The 14,658-nt window shown below is 39.3% G+C and carries 15 protein-coding genes; 3 read left to right on the top strand and 12 right to left on the bottom strand.

The genetic code is table 11. From position 1 onward, the window contains the following. Positions 1 to 20: 20 nt before the first annotated feature. The 11 genes from atpA to AC6UD0_RS04100 form a co-directional block, all read right to left on the bottom strand. Complete coding sequence (gene atpA, locus AC6UD0_RS04050) at positions 21 to 1,556, bottom strand: F0F1 ATP synthase subunit alpha (RefSeq protein ID WP_500694353.1); 1,536 nt, start codon at positions 1,554 to 1,556, stop codon at positions 21 to 23. Positions 1,557 to 1,592: 36 nt separating this feature from the next. Further along, a complete protein-coding gene (gene atpH / locus AC6UD0_RS04055) occupies positions 1,593 to 2,135 on the bottom strand; it encodes an ATP synthase F1 subunit delta (protein WP_500708207.1) in 543 nt (180 codons plus the stop codon). After that, positions 2,122 to 2,640, bottom strand: coding sequence for a F0F1 ATP synthase subunit B (atpF, locus tag AC6UD0_RS04060; RefSeq protein ID WP_500708208.1), 519 nt, complete (start codon positions 2,638 to 2,640; stop codon positions 2,122 to 2,124). Before atpF ends, atpH begins: the two co-directional genes overlap by 14 nt. 41 nt (positions 2,641 to 2,681) lie before the next feature. Continuing rightward, complete coding sequence (gene atpE / locus AC6UD0_RS04065; protein ID WP_010021947.1) at positions 2,682 to 2,894, bottom strand: F0F1 ATP synthase subunit C; 213 nt, start codon at positions 2,892 to 2,894, stop codon at positions 2,682 to 2,684. 20 nt (positions 2,895 to 2,914) lie between these two features. Further along, positions 2,915 to 3,625, bottom strand: coding sequence for a F0F1 ATP synthase subunit A (gene atpB, locus AC6UD0_RS04070; RefSeq protein ID WP_500694350.1), 711 nt, complete (start codon positions 3,623 to 3,625; stop codon positions 2,915 to 2,917). A 298-nt stretch (positions 3,626 to 3,923) separates the two neighbouring features. Further along, a complete protein-coding gene (gene upp, locus AC6UD0_RS04075; protein WP_500694349.1) occupies positions 3,924 to 4,556 on the bottom strand; it encodes a uracil phosphoribosyltransferase in 633 nt (210 codons plus the stop codon). 71 nt (positions 4,557 to 4,627) lie between these two features. Beyond that, a complete protein-coding gene (gene glyA, locus AC6UD0_RS04080; protein ID WP_500708209.1) occupies positions 4,628 to 5,872 on the bottom strand; it encodes a serine hydroxymethyltransferase in 1,245 nt (414 codons plus the stop codon). A gap of 36 nt (positions 5,873 to 5,908) precedes the next feature. Further along, on the bottom strand, positions 5,909 to 6,922 hold the full coding sequence (locus AC6UD0_RS04085; RefSeq protein ID WP_500699806.1) for an L-threonylcarbamoyladenylate synthase: 1,014 nt from the start codon (positions 6,920 to 6,922) through the stop codon (positions 5,909 to 5,911). A gap of 15 nt (positions 6,923 to 6,937) precedes the next feature. Then, a complete protein-coding gene (prmC, locus tag AC6UD0_RS04090; RefSeq protein WP_500708211.1) occupies positions 6,938 to 7,789 on the bottom strand; it encodes a peptide chain release factor N(5)-glutamine methyltransferase in 852 nt (283 codons plus the stop codon). Next, the gene (prfA, locus tag AC6UD0_RS04095; protein ID WP_500694425.1) at positions 7,773 to 8,861 is read right to left on the bottom strand and encodes a peptide chain release factor 1; all 1,089 of its coding nucleotides are present in this window, start codon (positions 8,859 to 8,861) and stop codon (positions 7,773 to 7,775) included. The genes prmC and prfA overlap by 17 nt, the downstream gene beginning before the upstream one ends. Before the next feature lie 20 nt (positions 8,862 to 8,881). Beyond that, positions 8,882 to 9,454, bottom strand: a complete 573-nt coding sequence (locus AC6UD0_RS04100) for a thymidine kinase (protein WP_500708248.1) — start codon at positions 9,452 to 9,454, stop codon at positions 8,882 to 8,884. A gap of 230 nt (positions 9,455 to 9,684) precedes the next feature. Between AC6UD0_RS04100 and AC6UD0_RS04105 the strand changes: the two genes are divergently transcribed. Both AC6UD0_RS04105 and AC6UD0_RS04110 read left to right on the top strand, forming a co-directional pair. Continuing rightward, a complete protein-coding gene (locus AC6UD0_RS04105) occupies positions 9,685 to 11,037 on the top strand; it encodes a MurT ligase domain-containing protein (RefSeq protein WP_500708212.1) in 1,353 nt (450 codons plus the stop codon). Then, positions 11,037 to 11,741 (top strand): type 1 glutamine amidotransferase, encoded by a 705-nt coding sequence (locus AC6UD0_RS04110; protein ID WP_500694344.1) that lies wholly within the window; start codon positions 11,037 to 11,039, stop codon positions 11,739 to 11,741. Before AC6UD0_RS04105 ends, AC6UD0_RS04110 begins: the two co-directional genes overlap by 1 nt. A 40-nt stretch (positions 11,742 to 11,781) precedes the next feature. On the opposite strand, the gene AC6UD0_RS04115 is transcribed toward AC6UD0_RS04110, so the two are convergent. Then, entirely contained in the window at positions 11,782 to 12,138 is a 357-nt protein-coding gene (locus AC6UD0_RS04115) for a DUF1516 family protein (protein WP_500694343.1), read from the bottom strand. A gap of 123 nt (positions 12,139 to 12,261) precedes the next feature. On the opposite strand from AC6UD0_RS04115, the gene AC6UD0_RS04120 reads away from it, so the two are divergent. Then, entirely contained in the window at positions 12,262 to 14,652 is a 2,391-nt protein-coding gene (locus AC6UD0_RS04120) for a Xaa-Pro dipeptidyl-peptidase (RefSeq protein ID WP_500708213.1), read from the top strand. Positions 14,653 to 14,658: the final 6 nt, after the last annotated feature.

Here is a 14,658-nt window from a genome sequence, read left to right on the forward strand (position 1 = left end):
GTTGTTATCCTCCCTTCAAGTTAATTACTATTAACTATACTGTCACCTTTAGCTGAAGGCTTAAAGGTGCTTGCAAATTCTTGGATTGCACTGTTTAGCTTCTTTTCATCTGGAAGATCACCAGTTTTCTTAATGCTTTCAAGTAGGTCAGGATAATTTGTATCAAAGAATTTGAAGATCTCATCCTGGAATCTTAAAACATCATCAACGGCAATTTTATCTAGGTAGCCATGAGTTAAGCAATACAAGATCAAAACTTGTTTTTCAACTGGTAGTGGCGAATGAAGTGGTTGCTTTAAGACTTCCACCGTTCTAGATCCACGATCCAGCTTAGCTTTAGTAGCTTCATCAAGATCAGAACCGAATTGAGCAAACGATTCAAGTTCATGATATGAAGCAAGATCCAAACGTAATGTACCAGCAACCTTTTTCATTGCCTTAATTTGGGCATCTCCACCAACACGAGAAACTGAAGTACCAGCATCAACGGCTGGACGGTCTCCAGAATAGAACATGTCAGAGTTTAAGAAGATCTGACCATCAGTAATCGAAATTACGTTGGTTGGAATATAAGCGGAGACATCCCCTGCTTGCGTCTCAACAATTGGAAGAGCGGTCATCGAACCGCCACCCATCTTGTCACTCAACTTAGCAGCACGTTCAAGTAAACGTGAGTGGGTGTAGAAAATATCACCAGGATAAGCTTCACGGCCAGGTGGACGTCTCAAAATTAAGGAAAGTTCACGATAAGCATTAGCTTGTTTCGTTAAGTCATCGAAAACAATCAAAACATCTTTACCCTTATCCATGAAATACTCACCCATGGTTGCACCAGCATATGGTGCAATGTAAAGCAAGGGAGCAGGCTCAGATGGACCAGCTGACATGACGATTGTGTAATCCATCGCACCGTACTTTTGGAGGGTGTTTACTTGTTGTCTAACAGTTGAATCTTTTTGTCCAATTGAAACGTAGATACAAATCATATCTTGATCTTTTTGGTTCAAGATTGTATCAATCGCAATTGAAGTCTTACCAGTCTTTCGATCACCAATGATCAACTCACGTTGACCTCTACCAATCGGAACCAAAGCATCAATTGATTTGATACCAGTTTGTAGTGGTTGTTTAACACTTTGACGTTGCATGATTCCAGGTGCTTTTTTCTCAATTGGAGCAGTTTGATCGGTCTTGATCTCACCTTTACCATCAATTGGTTGGCCTAATGAGTTCACAACTCGTCCAACCATATTATCTCCAACAGGAACTTCCATGATTCTTCCGGTTCTTTTAACACTGTCACCTTCACGAATACCTGTAAAGTCACCTAAAACAACGATACCAACTTCGTTGCTTTCGAGGTTTTGCACCATTCCATAAACACCATTTTGGAACTCCAGTAATTCACCGGATAAAGCATTATCTAGACCATATGCACGAGCAACACCGTCACCAACATAGGTAACGACACCAGTCTCGTCGACGTTAAGTTCGTCTTTGTAGCCATCTAATTGTTTTTTAATTAGGGCACTAATTTCTTCAGCCTTAATGCTCATAAAAGTTTCACCTCTTCAATATAGATATCTTATCGACTAAGAGAGCAAATTCCGTACTTCTTTAATTTTAGTACGAACACTTCCGTCGTAAACAACGTTATCTGACGATAAAATCGCACCGCCAATAATACTACTGTCTACTTTCGCAGATAAGTCAACTGTTTTAGCACCAACCCTTTTGGCAAATGTCTTGGTTAACTTGTCTTTCTCTTCGTCATTCATTGGAACTGCTGTAACTACGCTAGCACGCACGATTCCTTGCTTCTTATCATATAATTTGCCAAATTCATCAATAATCGCGACCATATCATTAATACGTCCATAGTCATAGACCATCTCTACAAAATTCTTGACGTACTGAGAAGTTGCGCCATCAATCAAAGAATTAATGATCGAATCTTTTTGCTTAAGATCAAGTACTGGTCCTGCTAATGCGATAGATAAACCAAGGTCACTTTGAAAAATGTCTTTAATCGCCATTAAATCAGCGTTCCCAGTTTCTAACTCATCATGTTCTTCTAGTACTTGAAAGAGCGCATTAGAATATCTTTTGGCAAGTGTAACCTTATCTAGACTCATTTGGATTACCTAGCCCTTCAATATAAGAATCGATTAATGCTTTTTGATCATCAGCATTTAAGTTCTTTTTAATGATTTTGGAAGCAATCTCAATAGATAAATCTGCCACATCATCTTTAGTACTTGCTAAAGCGTCTTCACGTTCTTGTTCGATATCTTTATGAGCTTTATCCTTTAAGGTTTTAGCATCATCTTGAGCATCGGAAATAATTGTGTCGCGACGTTTTTGACCAGCTTGTTCAGCATCACTAACGATTTTAGTTGCTTCGTCATGCGAGTTTTGTAATGCATCGGCACGTTCTTTGGCTAACTTAGCAGCATCGTTACGTGATTGTTCAGCAGAATCAATATCGTTGGCAATTTTAGTTGCACGATCTTGCATTATCTTTGTGACGGGTTTCCATGCGAAAATCTTAACAATCCACATCAAGAGTAAGAACAAGATGGCATAAAACAGCATATCACCAACATTGAATCCAGCCGCAATAACTAAATGTGTATACATCTATTGACACCTCCTTTTTCTAAACTAAGAAAATGTTTTCTCTATTTGTTCATAACCAAGAAGGCAACAACAAAGGCCAAGATGGGCATAACTTCAACTAAGGCAACACCAATGAACATATTAGTTCTAAGTGTTCCTGATAATTCTGGTTGGCGTGCCATACCTTCAAGCATCTTGGAAATAATTAAACCGTCACCAATTCCGGCACCAATAGCGGCACCACACATTGCGATTCCAGCAGCAATAGCTCCCATAATATAATCCTCCTATTTTCTTATTCCTCAATTGATAATTTTTGAGAAACATATACAGATGATAATGTTACAAATACATAGGCTTGAATACAGCCAATAAACACTGAGAATCCTTGCCATGCTAACTCAAGTGGGGCAGCGACTGGAATCAGCCACAATCCATTTGAAAATGCTAAATTAGCAATTATCCCGGCCAACAATTCACCAGCAAAGATATTCCCATAAACACGAATTCCAAGTGTTAAGAAGTTCGTAAGCTCCTCAAGCAGGTTGATCGGTAGGAACAAGAAGACAGGCTGTAAGAATCCCTTAAAGTGTCCCTTATAACCTAGTTTCTCAACACCACAATACATAGCAAATGTCAGAGACATTAATGAGAACGTCAAAGCGACGATTGGATCGGCCGTAGGACTCTTGACGTAGACAATATTACCTACCTGAATATGCAAGAACAAACCAAGTAAGTTAGCTATTAAGATGAAATAGAATAGCGTAAATGCCCATAGTCCATAATTCTTAGGCGCATCATTACCAATCGTTGACTTTATAATTCCATTTGTAAAATCAATCATGTACTCCAATAAATTCTGTTTCCCCTTTGGTTTCAACTGCAGGTTTCTCGAGCAGACGAATATAAAAGCGAACAAAACAACAGCCACAATCACACCAGAAATCATATTGCTGACGTTGAAAGTAAGACCTAAAAATTGAAAAGTACGAGTTGGCTCCACAGATATCACCTCTTTTCGCAACTATTATCACTCGCAATAAAAAACGTGCCATAAAAAGTAGTTGAATAATTGCGATTCTATATTCAAACAAGTCAAAAGCTCACTTATTCAAATCTGATGAAATAATACCACCATTTCAGGCAAATTTCAAAGCTATAAAGCACCAAAAATTCTAATTTTATAGTCTTTATAACAATTACTTCACAATCGAAATTGACAAAACTTAAACCCGGCCCTTACGTAAAGCAATCTAACAAAAAAGTGGGAGTTTACTAACTCTCACTTAAAATTATTATTTTTATTTTGTTCCAAACAAACGGTCACCAGCATCTCCTAACCCAGGAACGATGTAACCATGATCAAGATGATCGTCAAGTGCAGCGGCATAAATGTCAACTTCTGGTTCAGCTTTTTGAACCGCTTTAACTCCTTCAGGAGCAGCAACTAGACAAACAAACTTAATGTTTTTGGGATTAGCGCCGTGCTTCTTTAATGCATCGAGCGCCATGATTGCAGATCCACCAGTAGCAAGCATTGGATCAACAACGAAGATCTGCCTCTCACCAATATCACTTGGCAACTTTAAAAAGTATTCGTGAGGCTGAAAGGTTTTTTCATCACGATACATCCCGATATGACCAACTTTGGCTGTAGGAATTAGATCAAGTACCCCATCTACCATTCCAATTCCAGCCCTCAGAATCGGAACAACAGCAACTTTTTTACCAGCTAATTTCTTAGCGTGCGCAGTTCCTTCAGGTGTCTCAACTTCAACGTCTTTAAGTGGCATATCACGAGCAACTTCAAAAACCATCAAACTAGCAATTTCATTAACGACTTCTCTAAACTCACGTGTCCCACAATTCTTATCTCTAATAATGCTTAATTTATGTTGGATCAACGGATGATCCATTACGTGAAACTCGCCCATAACGCACTCTCCTCTTCGTATTATATTTATGCCTATTATAACACAAGGAATACCAAAAAATTTCTAGCTCCTTATCGTGTAATTGGGTTTTCTTTACACAATTTGGATACGTCACTCTTGATTTGAGCCAAAACATCGGGTTGATCGTAATTGTCAATGGCTTTAATAATTAAATCAGCAACTTTCTTTGAATCATTCTCATCAAACCCTCTTGAAGTGATCGCGGGAGTCCCAATTCGTAGTCCACTAGTTAAAGTTGGTTTCAACTTTTCATTTGGAATTGCTTCCTTGTTAGTGGTAATCATTAATGAATCCAACATATCTTGAACTTGTTTACCATTTAAACCGGTATCAGTCAGATCAACGGTCATTAAATGATTATCAGTTCCACCAGAAACTACTCGTAAATGTTCGGAATTATTGAACTCGTCAGCCATGGCATTCGCATTTTTAAGAATTTGCTTGGAATAAGTAACAAAATCGGGTTGTAAATCTTCATGAAAGGCAACCGCCTTAGCAGCAATTACTTGTTCTAAAGGACCACCTTGGGTCCCAGGAAAAACAGCTGATTTAATCTTTTTGGCGTACTTATCTTGGCTTAAAATCATTCCACCACGAGGACCACGCAAGGTTTTATGAGTCGTAGTTGTCACTACATCGGCAATTCCTACTGGACTAGGATGTAATCCGGTTGCAACCAGACCAGCAATGTGAGCCATATCTACCATTAAGTAGGCTCCCACACTATCAGCAATCTCTCTAAATTTCTGCCAATCAATGATTCGACTATAGGCAGATGCACCAGCTACGATAATTTGCGGTTTTACTTCCTCTGCAATTGTTTGAATATGATCGTAATCAAGTTGCTCAGTCTCTGGATTAACGCCATAAGTGAACGACTGATAAATCTTACCAGAAAAGTTGACCTTAGCACCATGTGACAAGTGTCCACCGGCATTTAGGTCCATTCCAAGGATCTTATCTCCCGGCTTTAAGAAAGCGGCATATGAAGCCTGATTAGCTTGAGAGCCGGAATGAGGTTGCACGTTTACATACTCAGCACCAAATAACTTTTTTGCTCGTTCAATGGCCAGCGTCTCCACTTTATCAACATACTCACAGCCACCGTAATAACGATGACCAGGATAGCCTTCCGCATATTTATTGGTTAAAACGGAGCCCTGGGCGGCTCGGACACCCTTTGAGGCAATGTTCTCGGATGCAATCAACTCAATTGTGTCCTCTTGACGCTTTTTTTCACCGTGAATGGCATCCCAAAGTTCAGGATCCATCTTTTCATACTCTTTGTCTGACATGATATCTACCTCATTTCACTATTTGAATTAAGTATACTATTCAAAGTGCTTTTGTCCTGCGGATTTGTTTAAGCGGTTCATGTAAGCCTCCCCTAATTCAATTGGGGTAAATCCCTGTGTCAAAATATTGTCAACGCCATCTTCTAAATCAAATTGACGAAGTCCGGCAAATAGTAAATGACTGGCCGTATTAATATCACTTCCAAGACTGTAAATTTCTGCATTGTTTGGCCAGTCAACTGCATCAATTACATCGTCAGTTGCCATAACTCCCACAGTCCCATCTTGTTTTTTAATCCAATCAGCCGCTCGCTTCCAGTCATCTTTATGGTCAACAATTTGAACCTGAGCATCTGGGGCATAATGACGGTACTTCATTCCAGGAGCCTTTGGAACCTGATCCGCACTAACATGATGAACGGCATCGTCAACTGGGCCTACGACTTTTTCAATCTGGTCAACGGTAACTGCACCAGGACGCAAGATTGCTGGCTTCCCTGTTGACATATCAATAACTGTCGATTCAACCCCAAAGTCAGTAGCACCGTCGTCTAAAATCCCCGCAATTTTACCATTTAAATCATGATAAACGTGCTTTGCAAGGGTAGGACTGGGTTTGCCAGACGTATTTGCTGATGGACCTACTAATGGAACACCAGCGGCCTTAATCAAATTTAGAGTTGACTGTTTATCAGGATTTCGAAAAGCAGCGGTATCAAGTCCACCAGTAACTTCTTTAGCAAGTGCACCCCTTTTTAACTTTAAGATGATTGTCAATGGACCTGGCCAAAACGTTTTCATTAATCTTTTTACTTCTTCGTCTAACGGTTGAGCATACTTCTCAACCGTCTCAACATCAGCAACGTGAACGATTAATGGGTTATCACTTGGACGTCCCTTAGCTTTATAAACCTTTTTAACCGCTGAGACATTAGTAGCATCGGCCCCTAGTCCGTAAACTGTTTCGGTGGGAAAAGAAACGAGGTTCCCCTTCTTAAGTTCTTCTGCGGCCGCATCAATCTGATCCGGCGTAAATATCTTTGTATCCATTTTAAAAATTCTCCTTTATTTCATTTTAATCATTCGATCACGCATTGCCATGTCCTTTCGGAGACGAACCGACCGTCTTTTATTATCATTCATCAAAATCTTTTGAACCGGATCTCCCTGTCTAAAGCCAATTTCTAAATAAAGAGAGCCATCTCCCTCTAAATGAGCATCAACATCACGCGAAATTCTCTGATAGATTGAAAGTCCATTATTATCAGCAAATAAAGCCTGACGTGGTTCATATTTTAAGACACTTTCATCCATATACTTAATCTCATTTTGACCCACATATGGTGGATTAGAGACAATCAGGTCAAATTTTTGTTCACTAAAAGCGCCAAATAGGTCACTCTGAACAAAATTAATTTCGGTGTGATTTGACGTTGCATTTTTTTGAGCAATTTTTAATGCATTAAGTGAAATATCAGAACCAGTTACTTTCCAACTTGGGCGTTGCTTTTTTAATGAAACCGCAATGGCACCACTACCAGTTCCAACATCCAATACGTTAATAGGATGATCATCGTAATCATTTAAGATCCATTCCACTAATTCTTCCGTTTCAGGCCTTGGAATCAAAACACTGGGATTAACTTGAAACGTGTATCCATAAAAATTAGCAGTTCCAATTACATATTGCAGTGGCTCATGATTTAGAACCCGTTCTATCATTTCAATAAATTTAGCTTCCTGATCATCAGACAAATTAAACCGATAATTCATCAGCAAATCCGTCAAATTCCATCCCATCAAAGACCTCATCACCTGGCGTCCTTGATCAGGATCCAAACTTTCTTGCTCCAGACGCAAAGAAGCCCATTTAAGGGCTTCAAAAACAGTTGCGTTATTTTTAAGCTTCTGAGTCATTCAATTTCTCCAGCTTTTTAGCTTGATCAGAAACAATTAATGCATCAATAATATCATCTAAATCACCATCCATGATTTTGTCTAACTTGTTCAATGTCAAACCAATGCGATGGTCGGTAACTCGATTTTGGGGGTAGTTGTAAGTCCGGATTCGTTCAGAACGATCACCCGTTCCAATGGCATCTTTCCGTTTCTCATCGTACTCATTCTGTTCTTTTTGTTTGTAGTAGTCATAGACACGCGCTTTCAAAACTCGCATTGCCTTAGCACGGTTTTGTTGTTGAGAACGCTCATCTTGCATTGCAACCACAATCCCAGTTGGGAGGTGGGTCATTCGGACGGCTGATGAAGTTTTGTTAATATGTTGACCACCAGCACCAGAGGAGCGATAGACATCCGTTCGAATATCGCCTGGATCAATGTCAATGTCCACATCTTCTTCCTCAGGCATTACACCAACGGTAGCTGTGGAAGTGTGAACTCGTCCAGCCGATTCTGTCGAAGGAATTCGTTGTACTCGGTGAGCACCATTTTCGTACTTTAACTTGGAATAGACTTTATCACCAGTGATCATTAAAACAATCTCTTTAAAACCACCAACTTCAGTATCAGTTTCATCGATCACTTCAATCTTCCATCCCTGCCGTTCAGCATACTTGGTGTACATGTTATACAAGTCCGCTGCAAACAAACTGGCCTCATCTCCACCAGCTGCTCCACGAATTTCCATGATAATATTTTTCTCGTCATTAGGATCCTTAGGAATCAACAACAACTTCATTTGATCTTCAAGTTGTGTTTTCTGATCCTTTAAATCACTAATCTCGGATTTGACCATGTCTTCCATTTCGCTATCAAGTTTCTCTCTTAACATGGTCTCATCATCATCTAATTGTTTACTAATCTTTTTATACTTATTGTAAGTTTCAACCGTTTCTCTGAGACTGCCCTCTTCTTTTGAGAGTTTCATGAATTTCTGGGTGTCAGCAATCACTTCTGGATCACTGATTAGTTCGTTTAATTCATCATATCTGTCAGAAACGGATTGTAATTTATCAAAAATTTTATCCATATCGGCTTCAGCCATTCTTATTACTCCTTATTCTTTTGTGCTTCAATCGGAGGATTGAAATAATGATAACGACAAACAGGATAATATGACTCGTTACCACCCATAAAGATCTGCTCGCCCTCGTAAACGGGCTTCCCATCATGGACTCTTAGGTTCATAATGGCTTTCTTTTCACAAAACCAACAAATCGTTTTCATTTCTTCAATCTTATCCGCATACAATAGTAAATACTTCGATCCCTCAAACAATTTATTTTGAAAATCGTTTTTAAGTCCAAATGCCATGACCGGAATATGTAATTGATCAACCACTTCGGTTAATTCGAAGATGTGATGCTTATTTAAAAACTGGGCTTCATCAACTAACACACAACTAATGGGTTCATCGCGCTTTTCAATTTCATCTTTTACCATTTTAAATACGTTTGAATCGGAATTAATTGAAAGGGCCTTACGGGTGAACCCAATCCGAGAAGCAATGGTCCCCTTCCTTTCCCTGGTATCAACACCACTTGTCATCAAAATAACTGATTTACCCTGTTCCTCATAGTTATAAGCGACTTTAATAATTTCGATTGATTTTCCACTGTTCATTGCTCCGTAACGAAAGAATAGTTGTGCCAAGCTATCACCTTTTCTCTATTTTCACTAACTTTTTCATTATATCGAATTTACCACTTTTTCGCATCCAAATTCAAAATTTGTTCTACCATTTGAATAATTGCTTTTTCTTAAATTAGTTACTATTCTTACTTATAAGCGTAATTTTATGATAGAATTATTTTAATTGTGCAAAACTAATCATTTCTAAGGGAGAACTCATTATGTCATTTCAGAGTAGAATTGCCACCATGGCTGGTAAGTCATCTTACTGGTTCCTGCATAATTTTTTGCACCGTGGTAGCTCATTACCAGGAAAAATAACCACTGCAATTGATCCCAACATTTTAAAGACGCTGGGTAAAAATTACGATGTGATTATTGTGTCAGGAACGAACGGTAAAACTTTGACTACCGCACTGATCGTTCAAGTCTTAAAGGAAGAATATGATCAAATTCTGACTAATCCAACTGGATCTAACATGACTCAGGGAATTGTCTCAACCTTTTTACAAGCAAAGCATCCCAAATATGGTGAAAATCCAATTGCAGTCTTAGAAGTTGACGAAGCCAACGTAAAACCGGTTGTTCAAGCTATCAAACCAAAGATGTTTGTTTTGACCAATATTTTCCGTGACCAACTGGATCGTTATGGTGAGATTTACACTACCTACCAAAAAATCTTAAATGGGGTCTTACTAGCTCCAGATGCCTTAGTGGTTGCAAACGGTGATTCTGCCATTTTTAACTCTAAAAAAATGCCAAATCAACAAGTGTTCTATGGCTTTCAAGATCAACCAGCTGATAAAGACATCAAGGCAGCCCCTAACACAGATGGTGTTCTTTGTCCCGTTTGTTCACACATTATGCACTATCATTACATCACTTACGGAAATCTAGGTGACTATTTCTGCCCCAACTGCGGTTTCCATCGCCCAGAACTAGATTACAAAGTCACCAAAGTGGTGGACGAAACCCCTACTAGTTCGACCTTCGACATTGATGGAAATCAGTATTCGATTGACGTCGGTGGGACGTACAATATTTACAATGCCCTAGCTGCTTATGCGGCCGGTCGACAAATGGGAGTTCGTCCTGATCAAATTAAACACGCTTTTGAAACCAACAAACGACTCTTTGGAAGACAAGAAGAAATCAAAGTTGGTGACAAGGAAATAACCATTGTGTTAGTTAAAAATCCAGTTGGACTTAACCAAGTCATTGATATGATTTCTCATGAAAAAGAACCATTTTCGTTTGTCTTTCTTGAAAATGCTAACTATGCTGACGGAATTGACACGAGTTGGATCTGGGATGGCGACTTTGAACGTCTGCCAAAGATGAACATTAAAAAATTCATTTCCGGTGGTGAACGATACAAAGACATTACTTTCAGGCTAAAGGTTGCTGGGGTTCATGACGACAATCACATCATTGAACCAAACATTGAAAAAGTCTTGGAACAAATTAAGCAGCTTCCCACTAAAAAGGTTTACGTTCTGGCCACTTACACGGCTATGCTTCAATTCAGACATTTACTAGCACAAAAAGGATTCATTAAAGGAGGAATGGACTAATGACAAAAACCATTCGAGTGGCTCACTTATATGGTGACTTAATGAATACTTACGGTGATATCGGTAACATTTTGTCGTTACGATATTACGCTAAACAGATTGGCGTTGAGGTCACCTCAAACGTTGTTAGTTTAGAAGAAGGGTTCAACGCTGACGATTATGATTTCATGGTTTTCGGTGGTGGACAAGACTTTGAACAAACCATTGTTTCAAAAGACATTCAAACCAAAAAGGACGAAATTAAACGTTTCATTGAACAAGGCAAGCCTGTTATTGCAATTTGTGGTGGCTTCCAGTTACTTGGAAACTACTACGTTGCAGCTAATGGCGAAAAGCTTCCTGGCATTGGTGCCCTTGATCACTACACGGATGCAATGAAGGACAATCGTTTCATTGGAAACATTGAAATTCAAAACGAACAAACCAAGGAAAAATACCATGGCTTTGAAAACCACGCTGGAGTGACCTACTTAGGACCAAGTGAACGAGCACTGGGAAAAGTCATTAAGGGACATGGCAACAACGGCAAGGATGGTACAGAAGGTGCCATTTACAAAAACACCGTCTGTACCTACTTTCATGGCCCTATTTTAGCCCGAAACGGTAACTTGGCTAAGCGTATGATGTTTAATGCCCTTGAAAAGAAGTATCCCGATACTGATTTTTCGGGTGATACGAAAAAAGTAAAAGTTGAATCATTCTAAAATTAAAGCACTACCGATTAAATTGGTAGTGCTTCTTTTTTTACATAAAATGAATAAACGGTCGACCACCTGCTAGAAGCAATCCAAGAATTGCCACCACTATAATTGCAATCACGGTCATCCACAAAAACCATCCTGAAAGTTTCTGTTGTGATTTAAAGGCAAACGCCATCTCAATCAGACCAATCAATAGTAACGCGCAAACAACCTTGATAATCGTCAAGACCGGATCACGTCCCCATGCAAATGGGATCAGAAAAATTCCCGAAATAATTAAAATCACATAACAGAGTCTGGCAATCATCGTCATAACTTTAAAATGCCAGTTCGAAAAAAGAGCGATACAGACCACAATAAAAAGAACCAACCACGTTAATAAATGAATCCAAATTAGCATAATAACACTTCCCCATTTAGATTAACTCCATTATACACAATCCATAAGGACTTTTAGTCATAATTCGTTAACACCCTTCTCTGGTTATGGCATAATTACTGAAAAGAAGGAGTGGTGGATGACATGAAAAATAATCAGTTCGCACAAGTACTAGTTGACCTTAACACCGCTAAACGGGAGTTAGCCCAAGTTGGCTTTAATCCAACCGAAATCGAAAATTCTAAAAACGTTTCAGAAGCATTTTTGAAATTACTTAGTAAAACGCTTATTAACGTAAACAATAAAAGTGGTCAAATGGAGCAATTGAATAACCGACTAGCGGCTCCAGATAAACGACTTGGCGATTATTTGCAAAATAATGGTGAAGTCAACCAACGGGTTTTCTATCTAGTGGCCCTCCAATTGCTTGAATTTCAAGCAGACGTCGACTTTCAGGTTGATGAACCACTGAAAGCAATGAAGAAAATTAACTTGAAGTACCTCAATAAACCTGGTAAATGGGACATAGACGACTTACTTAAAGCTTGGTACCTTCTACTAACTACTCATAACAAGACTGGTCAAACCTACCTTGATCACTTAGCAAACCAGGGATTCTTTAAGGGATTTCCAAAAGATAAGCCCCTCTTCTTTAATGGCAAAGCGCAGGCTATTTTTGAACCAGAAGACCTCATTTATGAAACAGTCTACGTTGAAACCGACACTGATTCTGATAAAGACGGGAGGGCTGATCTAGTTAAAGCTGAGATCACCCGTCCCCAAACTAGCTTTAAGCTAGGAACTCTTTATACGGCTAGTCCGTACGACCAAGGGACAAACGATGCGTTTGGAGACCAAATCACTCATGATGTAAACAAACCAATTATTCGAAAAGAACCAGATGATACCATTTATTCTGACATTATGTATGAAGAACAACCCCAAAAGTTTAGTACTAGAACGCCAAAAGGTTTTTCCGATGAAGCCATTGAGAGACACGTTGCAAAGCCCGGTTATACTTTAAATGACTACTTCTTAATGCGGGGATATGCAGTGGTTTATTCAGCTGGTATTGGAACCAAAGATTCTGACGGAATTCAGACGTGCGGTTCCCCCGAACAAACCGATTCAACAGTTGCGGTAATTGAATGGCTTAATCATAAACGGCGAGCATTCACCAACCGAACGGACAATATCGAGATCAAAGCTGACTGGTCCAATGGTAACGTAGCAATGACCGGACGTTCCTACCTAGGAACCCTTGCCAATGCTGCAGCAACTACTGGAGTGAACGGCCTTAAAACCATTATTTCAGAAGCCGCCATCTCTTCTTGGTACGACTATTATCGTGAAAATGGTCTGGTAATGGCTCCGGGTGGATTTCAGGGAGAAGACGCTGACGTTTTAGCGGCCGAGACATTCAGTAGAAGTCTCAATCCTGGTGATAATTTCCAGATCCGTCCTTTCTTTGATCGCTACTTATCAATTATGCAAAAACAGATGGACCGCAATACCGGAAATTACAACGAATTTTGGGACGAAAGAAACTACCGAAACAACGTTAAAAACATTAAAGCCGATGTCTTAATCGTGCAAGGCCTGAACGATTGGAACGTTAAACCAGTCAATGCAGCCAAACTATGGCAGGGAATCAAGTCTCTTCCAATCAATCAAAAGATTATTCTTCACCAAGGTCAACACATTTACATCAACGCCTTTCGTTCGTTTGATTTCAACGATATCGTCAACATGTGGATTTCACATGAGTTATATGGGATTGAGAATAACGTAATGAACCAAATCCCAAATATGATTGTGCAAGACAACGTCAAGCCGGAAACGTGGAACAAAAAGAATAACTGGCTTGATAATCATAGTAAAAAATACTACTTAAATGATGAAAAACTAAGCAAAACTTCAAACAAAGGCCAACTTAAATACCAAGACCAGCTGGATTCGTCGCGATTTAAGGCATACTGTTCTCATCCAACACGGTGGGAAAAAGACTTACTTGATTCAAACAGTTCATTAAAAGGACACCGTTTGATCTTTAAGACAATATCTTTTAGTGAAGATCAAATCATTTCGGGATTTAGTACCCTTCATCTACGCATCGCCACGTCTAAGAACGTCGGACTCTTGTCAGCCCAATTGGTCGATTATGGGGACGCTAAAAGATTGAATGTTACCCCTACCATTCTTGAGCCCAAAGGAATTCTACTAGGACACAAATGGTACACGGATGATCTACGGGAATTCACTTTAAATAAGCATTCAACACCAAATAAAATGATTTCGTTTGGACATATGAACCTTCAGAATCGCCATTCTGCTTATCAAAACGATCAATTGGTCCCAAACCGATTTTATGATATTGACTTAACTTTACAACCAACCTTCTACCACCTTCCAGCTGGCAGAAAACTTGGACTAGTACTATACGGAACTGACTTTCAGATGACTCAGCGCGGGAATCAAGAGATTGAGTACACGATTGATTTGGAAAACAGTTATCTTAAAGTTCCTTATAAATAAGAAAAA

The organism is Fructilactobacillus sp. X7R9C1 (assembly GCF_059901005.1).